We start from the raw sequence: 20,205 nt of genomic DNA, 5'->3' as shown, positions 1-20,205 counted from the left end.
ATTAAGCAGCAAAACCCTGTCTTGGAAAGAGCAATTCCGGCGAGAACTGTCCTGTTTGCGTTAGCTCAGCAAACCATGGCGAAAAGCAAGCGCTACGGTGTGCTGTCGGTTCTTGGCGCTGAAACGGCGCTGGATCCCGTTGATGTACCAGTCGACCGTGTGGTTGGAGATCGATAGTTGGCGTCCAATTTCGGTGGAAGTCATACCGTCCGCCATCAGCGTCAACACCTCCATTTCGCGCCTCGTAAGCTCGAGAGCGGAAACGTCAGGGGCATTGCTGAAACCATGGGCCTGCCCGGAAAGATCGAGAAGGCGCCAGAACACGGCACGCGTGGCCGCATCCAGTAACTCCACCTGCAAAGAGGGCAATTGCCGATCCTGGCCGCCAATGAACACCGCACCGATGAAGCCCGCACGGCCGTGCACGGGAAAGGCGTAACCACCCTGCAGACCGTACCGGCCGGCATCGTGGAAAAACACGCTCGCCCTTTTGCGATGCATCGCACGCGGCAGCCCCTCCAGCGCTTCCTTCCACTGAAATGGCTTGTGCACCATGCCGATCACTTTGCGGACGGGATCGACAAGATTGTATTTTTTTGCCCTGTAGACCTCCAGCCAGCCTTCGGGCAGGTGTTGCGCGAGGATGTGTCCGGTGGAGGCGAGCTCACCGGTCATCCGCCTGCTGACGAGAAAATATTCGAAACCGTATTCGCGAATGAGCGTTACAAATTCAGAGCGAACGCGGTCGGCGCTTCCCGCTTGGTAACACGCAGAGATGAAGTGAAGAATATCATGCATAAAGACACGGGGTCCGGAGCTTGGCTTGAAGGGAATGACACGAAGGACATGGTCCCGCGATGACGTCATGTTACTCGGGCGCCGGTCGGTTGAGATTGAACATATCGTCGTTAGCAATCCCTGAAACGAAGATGCGAAATCTTGTGACGGCAGGCCTCCGGAAACATCAGGTTCGGTTTTTTTCGGTTCGCACGCGCGGTCGATCTGTTAAGCCGCCATTCAGACAGAAAGAGCGATAATTACACAAATTTCGCCGTCTCATGCAACCTTGCTAAAATAACTTGCCTTGAGGCCGAACAAACAACCGCTCGAAAAAGACGCTCGGACTGGATTGAAAATTTGACCTTGTTTCAGGTTTACACACGCGCGCTGCGCTATCTGACCGTTCATAAATGGCGGGTGACGGTGGTCGTCATCGCCAACGTCATTCTTGCAGCGATCACCATCGCCGAACCGGTGCTGTTCGGCCGGATCATCGACGCCATCTCTTCCGGCACAAATGTCGCGCCCATCCTCATTTTGTGGGCGGGTTTCGGTGTCTTCAACACTGTCGCTTATGTGGCTGTTGCCCGCGAGGCCGACAGGCTGGCCCATGGCCGGCGCGCGTCGCTTCTGACGGAAGCCTTCGGGCGCATCATCTCAATGCCGCTCTCCTGGCACCATCAGCGCGGCACCTCCAACGCCCTGCACACGCTTTTGCGCGCCAGCGAAACGCTGTTTGGCCTGTGGCTCGAATTCATGCGCACGCATCTCGCCACCTTCGTCGCACTGGTGCTGCTTGTGCCGACAGCCATGTCCATGGACCTGCGCCTCAGCTTCGTGCTGATCGGCCTCGGTATCGTTTATTGGTACATCGGCAAGTGGGTGATGAGCCGCACCAAAGACGGTCAGGCTTCGGTCGAAGAGCATTATCACAGCGTTTTTGCCCATGTCAGCGACTCCATCAGCAACGTGTCGGTGCTGCACAGCTACAACCGCATCGAGGCCGAAACGAAAGCGCTGAAATCTTTCACCGAAAAGCTGCTGAGCGCGCAATATCCGGTGCTGGACTGGTGGGCCTTCGCCAGTGCACTTAACCGCACGGCCTCCACCGTTTCGATGATGATCATCCTCGTCATCGGTACCATGCTGGTGAAGAACGGTGAGTTGCGCGTTGGCGATGTCATTGCCTTCATCGGTTTCGCGAATCTCCTGATCGGCCGTCTGGACCAGATGCGCCAATTCGTGACGCAGATTTTCGAAGCCCGCGCCAAGCTCGTGGATTTCTTCGTGCTGGAAGATTCCGTCAAGGAACGGGAAGAACCGGGCGATGCGCGCGAATTGTCGAATGTCTCCGGCACCGTGGAGTTCCGCAACATCAATTTCGGTTTCGCCAACACCAAGCAGGGCGTTCACGACGTTTCGTTCACGGCCAAGGCTGGCGAGACAGTCGCGATCGTCGGGCCGACGGGCGCTGGCAAGACCACGCTCATCAATCTCCTGCAGCGGGTCTACGACCCCGATTCCGGCCAGATACTCATCGATGGAACCGATATTTCGACGGTGACGAAAAATTCGCTCCGCAACTCCATCGCCACGGTGTTTCAGGATGCGGGCCTGCTGAACCGCTCCATTCGCGAAAACATCCGCCTCGGCCGTGAATCGGCCACCGATGCGGAAGTGGTGGAAGCAGCGGCGGCAGCAGCGGCGACGGATTTCATCGACAGCCGCATCAACGGCTATCTGACCCAGGTGGGTGAACGCGGCAACCGCCTGTCCGGCGGCGAGCGCCAGCGCATCGCCATTGCACGCGCCATCCTGAAAAACGCCCCCATTCTGGTTCTCGATGAGGCAACCAGTGCGCTGGACGTGGAAACCGAGGCCCGTGTGAAGGCCGCCGTGGATGCGCTGCGAAAGAATCGCACGACCTTTATCATCGCGCACCGCCTTTCCACGGTCCGCGATGCCGATCTCGTTCTTTTCCTCGATCAGGGCCGGATCATCGAGAAGGGCACCTTCGATGAACTGACCCAGCGCGGCGGTCGCTTCACCTCGCTACTGCGCACCAGCGGCCTGCTAACGGAAGACGAAAACCAGCAACCCCGGCCAAAGGCTATTGCCTCCTAAGGGTCTGGCTGACGGAATGAAGACAGGGCGGACAGCATGTTGTCCGCCCTTTTTCTTTGTGCGCTTCCCGGCGACCCCGCCAGATCACAGGTCGCCTATCAAAGAATTCCGGTCAAGGAACTTGCCAGCCAGAAATCAATCTGCGCGCATGGGAGGACAGTTCCCAGAAAGGCAACGATAGCTGCGAGTTTGATCAGGAAAACTCCAAGCACCACGCCAAGCGTCATTCCGACGCTCGTCTTCCGTGGGCAGCGCGCCAGCCAACACGACAACGTTAACGAAAGAATGGTGAGCAACGCCAACAGCCCAAGTTCTGTGAAAGATGCGCTGAATTCCTGGATAATTCCCCTCCGATCGACCGACTATTTGTGACTGCTGCTTTCTCGAAAGGATTGACGAGACAGTCCGTACCGGACGATCCGGCACCGCGCCATCGAAGCCTTCGCCAATATGAGCCTGTCTCGGCGCTGCAGCACCTTCCAGCCAGTGCTGCGAAGGAAGCCCGGTGCCATACCATGATCCGACCCATAGGCTGAGTCGGAGGTCAGGGTAGCCCCATAAAGATTCAGGCCCCCGCGTTACCACGCGAGCCTGAGTTTATAGGCGAACGGAGACCTGATCGTCTTAGTCGAAGGAAATCACCCGATCATCTGCCGACAGGACCTTGCCATCGACGGAAACGGAAACTGCCGCCGTATCTGCCTTGCGGCTGACGACGATGTCCTTTGCCTTCCCGTCGAGCGTGATCTTCACCGAGAAACCGCTCCAGTCGTCTGGCAGCGACGGCGAAATATGCAGCTCTCCGTTGGTGCGGGTGATGCCGAGAATACCCTCGACGGCCGCACGATAGAGCCAGCCGGCAGAACCCGTGTACCAGCTCCACCCGCCACGGCCGGCGTAGGCGCCTTCACCGTAGACATCCGCAGTCACCACATAGGGTTCGACCCGATAGGTTTCCGACGCCGCCGCATCGAGCGTATGATTGACGGGGTTGAGCAGCTGGAAGCAGTTCCATGCCTCCTGCGCACGACCTTGCTTGGCAAGCGCAAGAACCACCCAAGTCGCCGCATGGGTATATTGTCCGCCGTTTTCGCGCACACCCGGCGGATATCCCTTGATGTAGCCCGGATCATGCGGCGCACGCGAGAAGGGCGGCGTGAACAGCCGGATGATGCCGGTCTTTTCATCGACCAGATGCGACATAACCGCATCCATCGCCTGCTGCGACCGAGCCTCTTCGCCTTCGCCGGAGAGAACGCTCCAGCTCTGGCCGAGCGAATCGATCCGGCATTCCTCGCTTTCGGACGAGCCTAGCGGTGTGCCGTCATCGAAATAGCCGCGCCGGTAATAGCTGCCATCCCAACCCGCTGTTTCCAGCGCATTGCGCAGCCTTTCCCGATGCGACGACCATTTGGCGACGCGGTCAGTATCGCCGCGCTTCTCGGCGATCTCGACGAAGTCTCGCAATGCGCCTGACAGGAACCAGCCGAGCCAGACGCTCGTGCCCTTGCCGCCAACGCCGACACGGTTCATGCCGTCGTTCCAGTCTCCGCCGAGGATCAGCGGCAGGCCGTTCTCCCCGGTACGGTGAATGGCGAGATCAAGCGCTAGCGCCGCATGTTCGTAAAGCGTGACGGACCTGTCGCTCGTCTCCGGCTGGAAGAAAGCATCGTGCTGGCCGGGCATCAATGCCGGGCCCTTCAGGAAGGGAATGCTCTCATCGAGGATGGCGACATCGCCCGTGGCCGAGACATACTGGTTGATGGCATAAGCGAGCCAGACCACATCGTCCGAGATGGTCGTGCGGACACCGGCGCCCGTCAGCGGCAGCCACCAATGCTGCACGTCGCCTTCCGGGAACTGGCGGCCTGCCGCGCGCAGGATTTGCTTGCGGGCGAGATCCGGCTGGTAGAGCAGGAAGGCCAGCGTATCCTGCAACTGGTCACGGAAGCCGAAGGCGCCGCTCGACTGGTAAAAGGCGGTGCGCGCCAGAATGCGGCAGGCGAGCGCCTGATAAGGCAGCCAGTTATTGACCATGTGGTTGAAGCCGGCATCGGGCGTAGCGACCTGCAACTGGCCGGTAAAGCCCGTCCAGAATGCCTTGCTCGCATCCAATACCGTCTGGAAGTCCGCCTGGCGGGCATCCTTCACCAGTGCTTCGGCCTCTTCCGCATTGTCGGCATCGCCGAGAATGAAGGTCATGTGCCTTTCTTCGCCGGGCTTCAGGTGGATTTCCTGCATCAGTGCCGCGCAGGGATCGCCATCGACCTCGGTGGTGCCACTCAGCGCCGCACCGGACACGATGCCCTGCGGCGCCTGTGCCGAACCGAAACGACCGATGAATTCCCGGCGGCTGGTGGTAAAGCCGCTTGCCTCGCTATCGAGTGTCAGAAACGAAGTGCGGGCGCTATAGTCGATGCTGTAGGGGTTCGATGCAAAGATCGCGTTGCTGCTCGCATCATGCCTGCTCAGGATGAACGGCGCGGATTTCTGGCCGTTATTGCCAAGCACCCACTCCACATAGGCATAGACCTTCAGACGGCGGCTTTTCGAACCCTTGTTGCGCACAATGACCTGCGAGAACTTGACCGGTTTTTCACGGTCAACGGTCTGCGTCAGCTCGACTTCGAGCGTATCCGCCACGCCGGTCAGGATCGAATAACCGAGACCATGGCGAGTTTCGAACATGGCTTCAGGATCGCGCGACAAGGCGGCACAGGGCGTATAGAGCTTTCCCGTTTCCACATCGGCGACATAGAAGGCCTCGCCCGGCCGGTTGATAACAGGGTCATTGGTCCAGGGCGTCAACTGGTAGTCACGCGAATTGCGGCTCCAGCTGAAACCGGCGCCTTCGGCCGAAATATGGAAGCCGAAACTCTCGTTCGAGATAACGTTGATCCATGGATGCGGCGTGGACTGCCCGCCATTCAGACGCACCACATATTCCTGGCCGGTTTTGGCAAAGCCGCCGAAACCATTCCAGAAATCGAGATCGCCGGCGTCCTCGACCGGTTCCGCAACCGGGAAGGCCGAGACCGGCAGACGGGCCTGTGCCGCGTCACTCGTGCCATCCGGGCCGCGATGGGCCGCAAACAGCGAGACCGCGCGGTTGATCTGGTCAACGATCTTGCCGTTGCGAACATGCAGCACGACACGCGACGCGGCGAGAAGCGCATTCCATGTTTCCTCGTCCATCAGGTCGCGGCGTACCGAGAAGACATGTGGGCGTCCGCCATCGGCAGGATTGATACGACGCTGCGCCTCGGAGATATGATCGAGCGCATGCTGCATGTCCTGGGCATAGGACGCAGCGCGTTCGTTGACGATGACGAGATCGAAGATCACGCCGCGTGAACGCAGATATTCGTGGGCGCTCAGCGCCTCACGGGCGATATCCATGTCCATGTCGTCATTAATGCGCAGGCTGAAGATCGGGAAATCGCCCGAAATGGCAAGCGGCCACAGAGAGCGCTGCGAGGCGAGGCCTGTTTTCAGCGTTTCCGAATCCGCACGCAGATGCATGTCGGGATAGGTCAGATAACGGCCGAGATGCTGGAAGGCGGCCGCCTGCTGCGAGGTGACACCCACATGGCGCATCTGCACCTGCGTGCGTGTCCAGGCATGCACGAGTTCATGGGCGAAAGCGTCCGGATGACGATAGCGATCGATCGCCTTGTCGACTTCCTCGCGGCTTGGCGCGGCGATCGTCCAGAAGATCACGCTCACCTTCTTGCCGGCCGGCACGCGCACGGTGCGCCGAAGGGAGAGGATCGGATCGAGCGTGAAACCGTCGGTGCTGGAGAGCGTTGCACCGGCATCGAAAGCCGCAGCTTCGCGCAGCGAGCGTCCGCGACCGATGAACTTGGCGCGATCCGTTTCGAATTCCGTCGGGCGCGACGGGCCGGCATTGTCGGCGGCCAGATGCGCAATGACGGTGCCAGGCTCGTTCGGGCTGCGACGGTTGCGCCAGGCGCGGATGACGTCACCGCGGCGGCCGATCTCCGTCTGCACAAACATGCGCGAGAAGAGCGGATGGGCGTTGTCATCATCCTCAGACGCGATGACCGGCTCCATATAGGAGGTCACTTCAATGTAGCGATCCTCGGAACCGACGTTCAGCAGGGTAATGCGACGGCCTTCGGCATCATGCTCAGTGGCGACGATGCATTCGACAACACTCTGCAGATCGCCTGTTGTCTTGTGGAACTCGGCCTTGTCATCGGTAAAGATCGTCTTGGTCTTTTCACCCTCGATGACACGCGGCTCCGCCGTCGCACTCCACCATTGTCCATTGGTGGTATCGCGCAGGAAGATGAAGGTGCCCCATCGATCGTCTGTCGGATCGGCTTTCCAGCGGGAAATCGCCTGTCCGTTCCACTTCGAATAACCGGCACCCGTGGAGGTAAGCATGGTCGAATAATGGCCATTCGAGAGGAACACCACCTCGCGGTCGCGCACCGCCGGATCGGCAATGGAGCGCACTTCCGCACGCAACAGGTCGGCCTGTTCCTTGCCGGGGGTTTCCGGCTCGTATTTGGCGCTCATGACGGGCACTTCGCGCGGCGCCTTTTCCTGCAACAGCAGTTCGGCCGCCTCGATCACCGGATCGGAATGGAAGAGTTCGCGCAGCACGCCGTCGAAAGCGACGTTGGCGACGGCCGCAATCGACATGCCGTGGTGGTGAGCATAATAGTTATAGACCACCGCACAGACCTTGCCGTCCGGTACGCGCGTCGGCGTGAAATCCACCGCATCATGGAAACCATATTGTCCAAGCGCGCCCAGCTTGCGCAGCTTGTCAAGGTTTTCGAGTGCACCGTCGGGATCGTACTGGCTGGCGAGGATCGACGCATAAGGCGCGATCACCGCATTCTGGCCGAGACCACGCTTGAGGCCAAGGGTCGGTACACCGAAGTTGGTGTACTGATAGTTCATGTTGTGATCGCGGGCGTTGAACGCCGCTTCGGAAATGCCCCATGGCGTGCCGAGACGGCGGCCGTGGTTCATCTGTTCCTTGACGATCAGATTGTTGGTCTGGTTGAGAATGCCGCCCTGACGCTCCTGCATGACGAGCGGAGGCATCAGATATTCGAACATCGAACCCGACCACGACACCAACGCGCCCTGCGCACCGATTGGCACGACCTGACGGCCAAGACGATACCAGTGTTCGGTCGGCAGATCGCCCTTGGCAATGGCAAACAGGCTGGTCAGGCGGCATTCGGAAGCCAGAAGGTCGTAGCAGGCCTCGTCGAGCTCCTTGCTTTCGACGCGGTAACCGATCGACAGAAGACGGCGATCCTTGCGGTAAAGGAACGTGAAATCCATCGAGAAGGCGAGGTTGCGGCTGCGGTCGCGCAGCGATGCGAGACGTTGTCGCAGCGGCTCCATGTTGGTGAGGTCGATGGCGCTGTCTGAAATATGCGCCTCGCAGCAATCGACGAGCAATTGCGCCCAGCGCGTCACTTCCGCGCTCTGCGCGGATTTCACCTCGTGATCGACGTTGGTGGCGAGTTTCTGGATATCGCGCGCAAGAACCGCGAGATTGATGACACGGATCGAGGCGAATTCATGCTCGCGCTTGACGGACGCAAGGGCGTTCGAGAAGCCGATGATGCGCTCTTCAAGCCGGCGATGCAGCGGTCGCAGGTTCTTGCGATCGTCCGGCAATGCCTTCAGCGTTTCGCGCAGAATGCCGGCAAGATCACCAATACCGTCCAGATTACCCTGAAGATGCGCGGACGGCGCCTCCGCCCAATCGCGGCAGGCGGACGAAACCGCAATCAGATGGCCGGCGAGGTTGCCGCTATCCACTGCCGAAACATAACGCGGCCCAAGCGTCTGCAAGGTGTCGGTATGATACCAGTTGTAGAGATGACCGCGATACTTCTCCATCTTCTCGACGGTCTGGATCGTGTTCTCGATCCGCTCCAGCGTATCGGCAAAGCTGATCCAGCCGAACTGGCGCGCCGAAATGATGGAAAGCAGATAGACGCCGATATTGGTGGGAGAGGTACGCGAAGCGACAATCGGCTCCGGCGTTTCCTGGAAGTTGTCCGGCGGCAGGTGATTTTCCTGCGCTGTCACGAAGGTCTCGTAATAACGCCAGGTGCGACGCGCGATCTTGCGAAGTTCGAAGGAGACATGCTCCGAAACGAACAATCGGTCTTCGGTTTCAGCAGACTGGCTGACATACCAGGCGACGGCCGGGGACAGAACCCAAAGAAGCGTAAAAGGGATACCGATCAGGAAGGCGTTGTCGCCCGGCAGCGACGCAAACAACAGCCCCAGCATGGCCACGACAGGCGCATGCCACATCTGGCGGTAATAATCGACGATGCCGCCCTGTGCGCTCGACTGCATGCTGGCGGCGGTGCGCCATTCCAGCATCAGCTTGTGGCTGACGAGCAGGCGGTACAGCGAACGTGCAATCGCATCCGTCATCATGCAGGCGGCATCGGCGATGAAGACGATGCGCAGCGCAACCTGTGCGTTGGTGGCGCGGATTTCGGACCAGATGGTGTGGAAATGCGCCTGTGGCACGATATCGGTGGAGCGCGGCACGAGTCCCGACAGCAAGGAAAGCGTGGGCGCGACGAACAGCGAGAAGATCAGCAGAATCTGCCAGATCAGCGCACCGAGCGGATCCATGAAATACCAGCCGAGGATCGAGGCGAAGAACCAGGCGATCGGCGTCAGCGAGCGACGCAGATTGTCGACCATCTTCCAGCGGCCGATGGCGGTAACGCCACGGGCACGGTCAAGGATGAAGGGAAGCAGCTGCCAGTCGCCACGCGCCCAGCGATGCTGGCGCGAGACTTCAACCTCGTAGCGGGTCGGGAAATCCTCGACCAGCTCCACATCGGTCACCAGCGCGCAGCGCGCGAAGGAACCTTCGAGCAGATCGTGGCTGAGGATGGAATTCTCCTCGATCCGGCCCTTCAGCGCCGCTTCGAAGGCGTCCACATCGTAAAGACCCTTGCCGGTGAAAGTGCCTTCGGAAGTCAGGTCTTGATAGACGTCGGAAACGGTGAAGACATAAGGGTCGATACCGCGATTGATCGAGAAGACGCGCTGGAAGACGGAGGCGTCCTTGCCCGTCGTCAGCGAGGGCGTCACACGCGGCTGCAGCAGACCGTAGCCTTCGACAACTCGTCCGGATTCCGGATCGATCCTCGGGCGGTTGATCGGATGGTGCATCTTGCCGACGAGCTTGGTCACCGCATCGCGCATCAGGCGCGTGTCGGCATCCAGCGTCATGACATATTTGACATCGGTCGGCACGATGTTCGCACCGCCAAGGAAAGTCGTATCCTTGTCGCCGCGCAGCAGCATGTTCAGCTCATGCAGCTTGCCGCGCTTTCGCTCCCAGCCCATCCAGCAGCCTTCGGCCGGATTGTAGAGGCGGCGGCGGTGCAGCAGGTAGAAGCGCGTCTTGCCGTCAAAGGCATAACGGCTGTTCAGCGCCGCAAGCTCGCGCTTGGCATAATCGAGAATTTCGAGATCGTCGTCGGACTGTTCATATTGCGCATCACGCCAGTCGCCCACCAGCGAGAAGTAGATCTCGCCATGCGGATTGGCGAGATAATGCACCTCGATATTGCGCATCATCTCGTCGACGCTATCGCGGCTGGTCAGCATGCAGGGCACGGCAACCAATGTGCGGGCATCCTGCGGGATGCCATTCTTGAACTCGTATCCGACAAGCCGGAACGGTTTCACGAAGAAAGTGACGAGCGTGTTGAAGAGGCCGGTTGCGCCTTCGGATGCGGGCAATGCGAACATCAGCAGGAAGGCGGTCACAACATACCAGGGCATACCGGCCTGCGCCAGGAACCAGCCGACGGCGAGCATGGCGAGCGCGGTGATCAGCAGCACCGGCGCCGCAATCGCGAGCCAGTTGAACTTGCGCATGGCCCGGACAATATGCTGCGACACCAGGGGCCGGTACCCCAAAGCCTTTTCGAGTTCGAAGCGGCGCTGGCCCACAAGCACGGAGCCGACATTGACGCGATGGGTTTCATCCGCACCGGCCGGCGTCTCCGAACGCGCCATTTCGACAGCGGCGCGCGCAACCTCGACTTCGGTCTTGGGTGAGCGGCGCGCCAGAAGTTCGATTGTATTGCGGTAGGTGTTGCGTGAACCGAAATCCAGAACCTCGTAGTCGGTCTCTTCGCGCAGGACCTTGTCGATGTGGCTGACTTCCTCGAACCACACCGACCATTCGGTGTCGTCGATTTCACGCAGGCTCTTAACGATGTTGCCCATCGTCACATTGCCGGATGCTAAGCGATTATGTTCCGACATCATGATGTTTTCGGCGTCGGTACCGGCAGCATGAAGACGCTCTTCAAGCCAGGCAACGGCAAAACCTGAGGTCTGCGAGCCGTTCCTCAGACGATAAAGGAACTGCGTCGCGAAAGTCGGGTCGTCGACCAGCGAATCGACCTGCTTGAGAAGCGCTGCCGAGGCTTCCGCATCGTTGAGTCGAATGATTTCATCGACGACTTCATTCGCCTTCTGGCGCATGCGACGCGAACGTTCCACACGGATGGAGATGCGGCGAAGATTTTCGATGAGCACAAAACGGATGATCGACGGCAGAGCCCACAATTCGCCGATCTGCAGCGTCTTTGACGTCTGGTAGCCATCCACCAGCGCCGTCATGTTCTCGCGCGAAACCGTGCTGTGGGTATGGGCGACATAAAGCCAGCCGAGCGCCACAACCCGCGGGACAGTCACCCCGCCAACCGTCATCGTCGGCAGCTGGCGATAGAACTTGCGCGGAAAATCGCGACGGACTTCCTGGATCGCCTCTTCGATGACGTAATGGTTGTCGAGCAGCCATTCCGCCGCCGGCGTTATTGTCGCGCCATTTTCCGCATCGACGGCAGTCGTACGATAGACCCTGAGGATTTCCTTCTCGTTCTCGCGGTGACGCTCGAAGAAATCGAACTCCATGAAGCCGGGAAGGCTGTCGGCGCCATCGCGCGAAAGCGCGGCGCCCGCATCATGCAGTTCCTCGACCGTCATATAGGACGCGCGGATCGAATCGTTGTGATCGATCTGCTTCGTCTCTGAATCACGGGCGGCGGCGGTCGGGGTAATATGAAATGACATCGGGCTCGTATTCTGAACTTTATGGAAACTGGTTCAACTTGACCGGCAATTCGTCCGTGGCGGGAACACACACGAAAATCGGGCCACGCTATATTTATGACTTATCCTGAACCTTCGGTGAACCGGACCAGACGCTGTGCGGAACGGATCGTCAAGCGCATAACATCCGCAGGCACATCATGCTGCAGCGTCATTATTCCGGGATGTGTGCGAAGCTGGAGATCGACGCGGACGGGGCGCTTTCGATGAAGAGAAGAAAGCGGCGTCGTTCGGCCCGGCATTGCCGTTCCGACCGGATTTCGCACCCTCCCCGATGGCGAAAATTGTTCGCGCAACGTCCGATAATCCCCCGTTGACAACCTGAAAGGCAACACGAACCGAGAAGGTCCGCGCCACATCCGAAAGAAGCTAATGCCCCAGGACGTCAATAGTTCCATGCCACCTGTCGCGGCACGATGCAAGCGCTGAATTTCAGCGCGTTTCAGGGCAGGCCACGCCCCTTACGCATGGCTGCATATGCTGCTATGTCATTTGCAAAAGGCGCCGGAAAAACGGCCGAACCCGGGACTTTAAAAAATGACCAGACAGACCGCAAATCTCGTATCCTTTGCCAATCATATGGCGGATGTGGTGGCCATTCGCCGCCACCTGCACCGCAATCCCGAAATCGGCCTTTCGGAGTTCAAGACGTCGGATTTTATTGCCGAACAGTTGGCCGCGCTGGGCTATGAGGTTACGCGGGGGCTGGCCGGAACGGGTGTCGTTGCTACCCTGCGCAATGGCGACAGCACCCGCACGCTCGGCATCCGCGCCGATATCGACGCCCTGCCGATCCACGAGGAAACCGGGGTGGATTATGCGAGCGCCAATCAGGGCGTAATGCACGCCTGCGGCCATGACGGCCACACCGCCATGCTGCTCGGCGCGGCGAAGATCATTGCGGAGCGTAAAAATTTCAACGGAACCCTGCATCTGATTTTCCAGCCCGCGGAAGAGAATTTCGGCGGCGCCCGCATCATGATCGAGGACGGGCTGTTCGAACGTTTTCCCTGCGATGCGGTTTTTGCCCTGCATAACGATCCCGGTGTGCCCTTCGGGCAATTCGTGCTGCGTGACGGGCCGATCCTTGCCGCCGTCGACGAGTGCAAGATTACTGTCAACGGCTACGGCGGCCACGGCGCAGAACCCCAGGATGCAGCCGACCCCATCGTTGCCGGCGCAAGCATCATCATGGCGCTGCAAACCGTGGTGTCACGCAACATCCATCCACAATTATCGGCGGTCGTCACGGTTGGCGCGTTCCATGCCGGTGCTGCCAGCAATGTCATTCCCGAAACGGCGGAAATGCTGCTGACCATCCGCTCCTTCGATCCGGGCGTGCGCGACGAGCTGGAAAAACGCATCCGGGCGATAGCCGAAGGCCAGGCCGCCAGCTACGGCATGAGCGTCACCATCGACTATGAGCGCGGATATAACGCAACGATCAACCACAAGACGGAAACGGACTATGTCGCCGATCTCGCCCGGCGTTTTGCCGGGGCTGACAAGGTGGCGCAGATGCAGCGGCCGTCGATGGGTGCGGAAGACTTCGCCTATATGCTGGAGAAACGGCCCGGCTGTTATTTCTTCCTCGGCACCGCCCGCACCGATAACGACCCGCCGCTGCATCATCCGAAATTCGATTTCAACGACGATATCCTGCCGATCGGAACCGCATTCTGGGTCGATCTGGCGGAAGATTACCTGAAGGCGTGAATGGGCATGAAAAAGGCCGGTCGGAGGAGCGACCGGCCTTCTCAAATTACCTGATGAGAAAATCGGGAGGATCAGGGAACGAGACCGAAGATGACGGCGGCGACAAAAGCCACACAGACGCCGACAAGAGCCGCATGTACCGAATCTTTCCAGTTGCGCGGCGACTGGGGCTGCGAGACAAAGTCTTTTACTTTTCCTGCCTTGGAATAAGACATTGTATACTCCTTGCCTGCTCGGCCCTTCAAAGCGGGCATTGCTTATCTCGCTTGTAAAATAGCTTTATTCCCCACTGTTTCCGTAGAGATAAAATTCCATAAGATTGGCGCATCGGGAAAAATACCGATTGCGACTTGCCCACCGGCAAGCATCAATCTACCCATGGCGCAGGATCAGCGCGGCGGAGGGCATCTCCCCTCAAAACCACTGGCGGGCACGGAAAACACCATGACGGATATCGACGCCATCATCATCGGAGCCGGGGTGATAGGGCTGGCGACAGCGCGCGAACTGGCGATACGTGGCCTTTCCGCCATTATCCTCGAAAGCGGGAAGGAATTCGGCTCGGCCACCTCCTCCCGCAACAGCGAAGTCATTCACGCCGGGCTCTATTATCCAACCGGAAGCCTCAAGGCCCGACTTTGCGTGGAGGGCAAGGAGCGGCTTTACGCCTTCTGCCAAAGCCACGGCGTTTCACATCGCCGCTGTGGCAAGCTCATCGTCGCCACGCGCGATGAAGAGGTGGCCATGCTCGCCGCCCTGCGTGAAAAAGGCATAGCTAACGGCTGCGACGACCTTGAGCTAGTCGATGCGCGACAGGCGCTCCTGCTCGAACCCGCACTCGCCTGCGTCGCAGCCCTGATATCGCCCTCGACCGGTATCATCGACAGCCATGGTTATATGCTGGCGCTCCTTGGAGACGCGCAGGATCACGGCGCTGCCCTTGCCCTGAACGCACCCATCGAAAAGGCAGAAGTGATTCGCGATGGTTTCCGGATTCACGTCGGAGGCGCAGAGCCCACCAGCCTGACATGCCGGCTGCTCGTCAATTCTGCCGGCCTTGTCGCACCGATGGTGGCGAGGAAGATCGAAGGAGTGCCGGACGAAGTGATCCCGCAGGCGCGTTTCGCCAAGGGCAGCTATTTTTCGCTGGCTGGCAAGTCGCCCTTTTCACGGCTGATCTACCCCGCGCCGCACACCCATGGTCTCGGCGTGCATCTCACGCTCGATCTCGCTGGCCAGACCCGTTTCGGGCCGGATGTGGAGTGGGTGGACACAGTCGACTATGCCGTCGATCCCCGCCGCATGGAGGGTTTTGGAGACGCTATAAGGCGCTATTGGCCAGGTCTTCCCGATCACGCGCTGATCCCGGCCTATTCCGGTATCCGGCCAAAGATTTCCGGTCCGGACGAACCGGCCATGGACTTCCGCATAGATGGGGCGGAAACACACGGTCTTGCCGGCCTCGTCAATCTTTTCGGCATAGAAAGCCCCGGACTTACCGCCTCGCTGGCAATTGCCGGGGAGGTCGCAGCACGCTTCGAGGCCTGATCTCAACCTCACCCGAAACGGGACAGCGCGCCGGCCATGATCTGCGGATCGATATTGCCGCCGGAAGCAACTGCGATCACCGTTTCGCTTTCCAGTTCATCGCCATGAAATAGCGCCGCCGCCAGGGCCACCGCGCCGCCGGGTTCAACAACAATCTTCAGCCGGTTGAAAGCGAGAACCGTCGCACGCAGCGCCTCATCTTCGGTCACGACGACGCCTTTTCCGCAAAGCCCCGCCATGATCGGGAAGGTGATATTGCCGGGCTGCGGCGTGACAATCGCGTCGCAGATCGAACCCGAGGTCGTGGCGTTACGCTCGATCCTGCCCGAGGCAAGGGAGCGAGCCACATCGTCGAACCGTTCCGGTTCTGAAGTTCTGACCTTGTAGTTCGGCGCTTTCGCCGAAAGCGCAAGGGAGACGCCGGATGTGAGGCCACCACCACCGCAAGGCACCAGAACCTCCGCCGCATCGATGCCCAGTTCCGCGCCCTGTTCAGCAATCTCCAGTCCTACTGTTCCCTGCCCGGCAATGACCAGCGGTTCGTCATAGGGCCTTATAAGCGTCAGCCCACGCTCGTTCGAAAGGCGATCTCCAATGGCATCGCGATCTTCGTTCGCCCGGTCATAAAGCACGACCTCTGCGCCATAAGCGCGGGTATTTTCGATTTTGATCTTCGGCGCATCCGACGGCATGATGATAACGGCAGGAACATTGTGCAGCTTCGCGGCAAGCGCCACACCCTGCGCATGGTTGCCGGAGGAAAAGGCGATCACGCCCTTGGCGCGCACCTCCGCCGGAAGGCCGGAGACGGCCGACCAGCCGCCGCGAAACTTGAAAGAACCGGTTCGTTGCAGGCATTCAGCCTTCACGAACAGCTTTCGCCCGGCAATTTCGTCCAGAAAAGAGGATGAAAGAAGCGGTGTGCGAACCGCATGGTTGCCGATGCGCCCACGCGCGGCTTCTATCATCGAAATATCTGTCATGTCATGCCCCTGTGATGCGGATTTGCGGGTACATTAAGAGGTCGCACTCAATTGCGAAACCGCTTGGAAAAGAAAAATCCCCGGGCATGGCCGGGGATTTTGTCCTATGCGATCAATGATTGTGCCGGGGCATCTTCTCGGCAATCCGGCGGAAATCTGCGGCACCTTCCAGAACCGCGCCATCCGAAAGCTGGGTTACGGATTTACGATAGATGCGCTGCCACGGTGTCGCATCCGCGGGAACAGCGGGAATGCCGTCAGCCTTGCGCGCTTCCAGCTCCGCCTCCGCCACCAGCGCATTGCACTCGCCTTCATTGAAATCGATGCGGATCACATCGCCGGTGCGCAGCCATGCCAGTCCGCCGCCCGCCGCGCTTTCCGGCGAGGCGTTGAGGATGGACGGGCTGTCCGCCGTTCCCGACTGCCGGCCGTCGCCGATCGTCGGCAGGCTGGTGATACCCTTTTTCAACAACGCATCCGGCGGCTGCATGTTGACGACCTCAGCCGAACCCGGCCAGCCGAGCGGCCCCGCACCGCGAATGACGAGAATAGTGCGCTCATCGATATCAAGGGACGGATCGTTGATACGGGCGTGATAGTCTTCCGAACCGTCGAACACCACACATTTGCCCTCGAAAATTCCCTCGCGGCCCGGCTCGCTCAGATAGCGCTGGCGGAATTCCGCCGAGATAACGCTCGTCTTCATGATGGCGAAATCGAACAGATTGCCCTTGAGAACGAGGAAACCGGCCCTTTCCTTGAGCGGCTTATCGTAAGGCAGGATCACGTCACGGTCGGTGGATTCCCGGCCTTCAAGATTTTCCGCCATGGTTTTGCCGGTTACGGTCGGACAGCCTCCATCGAGCTTGCCTGCGTTGAGAAGCTCCCACATGATGGCGGGCGTGCCGCCGGCGCGGTGATATTTCTCTCCCAGCCATTTACCGGCCGGCTGGACATTGGCAAGGAGCGGAATGTCGTAGCCGTGAACCTGCCAGTCCTCCTCGCGAAGCTCCACGCCCGCATGTTTCGCCATGGCCGCCAGATGTGGCTGGGCATTGGTGGAGCCGCCAATCGCCGAATTGACGCGGATCGCGTTCAAAAACGCCTCGCGCGTCATGATGTCGGAGGGCTTGATGTTCTCGACAACCAGCTCGACGGCACGGCGGCCGGTGCGATAGGCCATCTGGCCGCGTTCACGGTAAGCGGCCGGGATCGCGCCGCAGCCGGTGAGCGACATGCCGAGCGCCTCCGCCATGGCATTCATGGTGGACGCGGTGCCCATGGTGTTGCAATGGCCGACCGAAGGCGCGGATTCGAGCGCCGCCTGCAAGAATTCCTCGCGGGTGATTTCGCCAGCACCGTATTTACGGCGCATGCGCCAGATGACGGTGCCAGAACCGACCAGATCGCCGTCATGATAACCGTCGAGCATCGGCCCGCCGGATAGAACGATGGCTGGAATATCCACCGTGCTTGCCGCCATCAGCGCCGAAGGCGTAGTCTTGTCGCAGCCCGTGGTCAAAACGACGCCGTCGAGCGGATAACCGTAAAGCACCTCCACGAGGCTCAGATAGGCAAGATTGCGGTCGAGCGCCGCTGTCGGGCGCTTGCAGTTTTCGAACATCGGATGGGTCGGAAACTCGATGGGAATGCCGCCCGCGTCACGAATACCGTCCCGCACCCGCTTGACCAGCTCCACGTGGACGCGGTTACAGGGCGTCAGGTCGCTGCCGCTCTGGGCGATGCCGATGACCGGCTTGCCGGAGCGCAGTTCTTCCGGCGTCACGCCGTAATTCATGAAACGCTCCAGATAGAGCGCCGTCATGTCGAGATGGTCGGGATTATCGAACCAGTCCTGCGACCGCAAACGGCGCATCGGTGTCTTGTCGTCGCTCATGAGATCGCTTCAGCCCTGTTCCCGATTGTTCAGTTTTTCGAGGTAAAGCAGGATGCCGCTATGATCGATATCGGCCCCGCCATCACCGACGAAATCATCGAATTCCCGCGTGACTTGCTGGGTGAGCGGCAGGGTGAGAGCGAGATCCTTGGCCGTCGCCAGCACGCCGTTCAGATCCTTGAGCTGGAACTTGGACGGACCGCCCGGCACAAAATTGCGCTTCACCATGCGGTCGCCATGCAGTTCCAGGATCCGGCTTTCGGCAAAACCGCCGCGAATGGCGTTACGGAACCCTTCACGCGATGCGCCGCCCGCTTCCACCAGCATCATCGCCTCGGCAACCGCGCCGATGGTGATGGCGACGATCTGCTGGTTGGCGAGCTTGCACAGTTGGCCGGCACCCGAGGGACCGACATAGGTGAGCCGGCCCATCGGCGCGAAAACATCGGCAAGACCCGAGATCAGCGTCTCGTCCCCACCGGCCATGATGGCGAGCGTACCGGCCGTCGCGCCCGGCACACCGCCGGAAACCGGCGCATCGACGTGATGGATGCCCAACGACTGAAGCCGGGAGGAATGTTCTCGCGCAATCGGCGGCGCAATCGAGCTGCTGTCGATCACGACAGCACCCTTTTTCAGCGCTTCGGCCATGCCGGCCTCGAAAAGCACCTCGCCCACGGCCTTGCCGTCGCTCAGCATGGTGATGACGATATCGGCGCCCCTGGCTGCCTCCGCCGGCGATGCAGCGACGACCGCGCCATCGGCAACAAGCGCCTCGGCCTTATCGGCGCTACGGTTCCAGACGGTGACCGAAAAGCCGGCGCCCAGCAGACGCCGGGCCATCGGCCCGCCCATCAGGCCCGTGCCGATAAAGGCGACAGACCGCTTCTTCTCCTCCCCGCCAGCACTCATTTCAGTGAACCTCCCAGTTCGTCCTCGATATGAACCTGAATGATTTCTTCGAACGAGCTTTCAGCCGTAAAGCCGAGTTCGCGGGCGCGCTTGGCTTCGAAACCGGGGGCCCAGCCTTCACACATGCGCATGATCATCTCATTCGGCTCGCGGCGGATGAGGGCAACGGCCTTTTCGCCGGCGACCTTGCGCAGCGCTTCGATCTGCTCGCCGACGGTGGCGCTGAGGCCTGGCATCGACAGGTTGCGACGCGGGCCGACCTTTTCCACGTCAATCGTTGCGCCATGGATGAGGAAGCCGACGGCGGAACGCGGCGAAGCGTGCCAGTGGCGAATGCTCTCAGGCACCGGCAGCACCGCTTCCTGGCCGACCAGCGGCTCGCGCAGAATATTGGAGAAGAAGCCGGAGGCGGCCGCATTCGGCTTGCCGGGGCGGATGCAGATGGTCGGCAGGCGAATGCCGATACCATCGAAGAAACCGCGACGGCTGTAATCGGAAAGCAGCAGCTCGCAGATCGCTTTCTGCGTGCCGTAGCTGGTCAATGGCGTGGAGTGGAACTCGTCCGGGATCGGATAGGGCAGCGGCGCGCCGAAGACGGCGATAGACGAGGTGAAAACCACGCGCGGCTTGTAACCATCCTTGCCGTTGGCGATGCGGATGGCGTCGAAGAGATAACGCGTGCCGTCGAGGTTGATGCGGTAGCCCTTGTCAAAATCGAGTTCAGCTTCGCCGGAGACGATGGCGGCAAGGTGGAAGATGACGTCCGGCCGGACTTCGACCAGCTTTTCAGCCTCACCCGGTGCGGAGAGGTCGGCCGCGCGTGCATCGACAGCACCAGAAAAGCCGGTAGGCGCTTCAGGCTGGAACACGTCGATAAGCGTGAATTTCTCGACCGGCTTGCCGCCCAGCGATCCATCCTTGACGAGACGCTGCGTCAGCTTGCGGCCAACCATGCCTGCGGCGCCGATGATTGCGATATGCATGTCTTCCTCCTCTTTGTCCCGACCATTCTCCCGAGACCGAAAAAACATCATCGGCCGACCGACCGATAAATTAGCTTGTAAGGTTGTCTGATAACCTTATATG

General features: G+C 60.1%; 10 protein-coding genes. 3 read left to right on the top strand and 7 right to left on the bottom strand.

The genetic code is table 11. From position 1 onward, the window contains the following. Positions 1–60: 60 nt before the first annotated feature. Positions 61–798: a helix-turn-helix transcriptional regulator gene (locus PL599_RS17100; RefSeq protein ID WP_077985440.1), complete on the bottom strand. Its 738-nt coding sequence runs from the start codon at positions 796–798 to the stop codon at positions 61–63. Positions 799–1,137: 339 nt separating this feature from the next. Between PL599_RS17100 and PL599_RS17095 the strand changes: the two genes are divergently transcribed. Then, positions 1,138–2,904 (top strand): glucan ABC transporter ATP-binding protein/ permease, encoded by a 1,767-nt coding sequence (locus tag PL599_RS17095; protein WP_077985439.1) that lies wholly within the window; start codon positions 1,138–1,140, stop codon positions 2,902–2,904. A gap of 624 nt (positions 2,905–3,528) precedes the next feature. Here the strand turns inward: PL599_RS17095 and PL599_RS17090 are convergent. Next, positions 3,529–12,024 carry a GH36-type glycosyl hydrolase domain-containing protein gene (locus PL599_RS17090; protein ID WP_269824804.1) on the bottom strand — a complete coding sequence of 2,832 codons (8,496 nt, stop codon included), beginning with the start codon at positions 12,022–12,024 and terminating at the stop codon, positions 3,529–3,531. 576 nt (positions 12,025–12,600) lie between these two features. Between PL599_RS17090 and PL599_RS17085 the strand changes: the two genes are divergently transcribed. Next, entirely contained in the window at positions 12,601–13,779 is a 1,179-nt protein-coding gene (locus PL599_RS17085) for a M20 aminoacylase family protein (protein ID WP_162520502.1), read from the top strand. A gap of 71 nt (positions 13,780–13,850) precedes the next feature. On the opposite strand, the gene PL599_RS17080 is transcribed toward PL599_RS17085, so the two are convergent. Beyond that, positions 13,851–13,994 carry a hypothetical protein gene (locus PL599_RS17080; protein WP_003505150.1) on the bottom strand — a complete coding sequence of 48 codons (144 nt, stop codon included), beginning with the start codon at positions 13,992–13,994 and terminating at the stop codon, positions 13,851–13,853. A gap of 229 nt (positions 13,995–14,223) precedes the next feature. On the opposite strand from PL599_RS17080, the gene PL599_RS17075 reads away from it, so the two are divergent. Then, entirely contained in the window at positions 14,224–15,327 is a 1,104-nt protein-coding gene (locus PL599_RS17075; RefSeq protein WP_269824803.1) for an NAD(P)/FAD-dependent oxidoreductase, read from the top strand. 8 nt (positions 15,328–15,335) lie between these two features. On the opposite strand, the gene PL599_RS17070 is transcribed toward PL599_RS17075, so the two are convergent. From PL599_RS17070 to denD, 4 genes are all read right to left on the bottom strand, one after another. Next, positions 15,336–16,310 carry a threonine ammonia-lyase gene (locus PL599_RS17070; protein WP_137412315.1) on the bottom strand — a complete coding sequence of 325 codons (975 nt, stop codon included), beginning with the start codon at positions 16,308–16,310 and terminating at the stop codon, positions 15,336–15,338. Between the two features lie 112 nt (positions 16,311–16,422). Further along, complete coding sequence (locus PL599_RS17065; protein ID WP_269824802.1) at positions 16,423–18,207, bottom strand: IlvD/Edd family dehydratase; 1,785 nt, start codon at positions 18,205–18,207, stop codon at positions 16,423–16,425. Between the two features lie 9 nt (positions 18,208–18,216). Further along, complete coding sequence (locus PL599_RS17060) at positions 18,217–19,119, bottom strand: NAD(P)-dependent oxidoreductase (RefSeq protein ID WP_077981318.1); 903 nt, start codon at positions 19,117–19,119, stop codon at positions 18,217–18,219. After that, on the bottom strand, positions 19,116–20,102 hold the full coding sequence (gene denD / locus PL599_RS17055) for a D-erythronate dehydrogenase (protein ID WP_077981325.1): 987 nt from the start codon (positions 20,100–20,102) through the stop codon (positions 19,116–19,118). Before denD ends, PL599_RS17060 begins: the two co-directional genes overlap by 4 nt. Positions 20,103–20,205: the final 103 nt, after the last annotated feature.

Source organism: Agrobacterium sp. ST15.16.055 (genome assembly GCF_027956555.1).
GTDB lineage: Bacteria > Pseudomonadota > Alphaproteobacteria > Rhizobiales > Rhizobiaceae > Agrobacterium > Agrobacterium salinitolerans.
The sequence above is the reverse complement of the archived record's forward strand: the minus strand, read 5'-3'. Positions and strand labels throughout refer to the sequence as shown.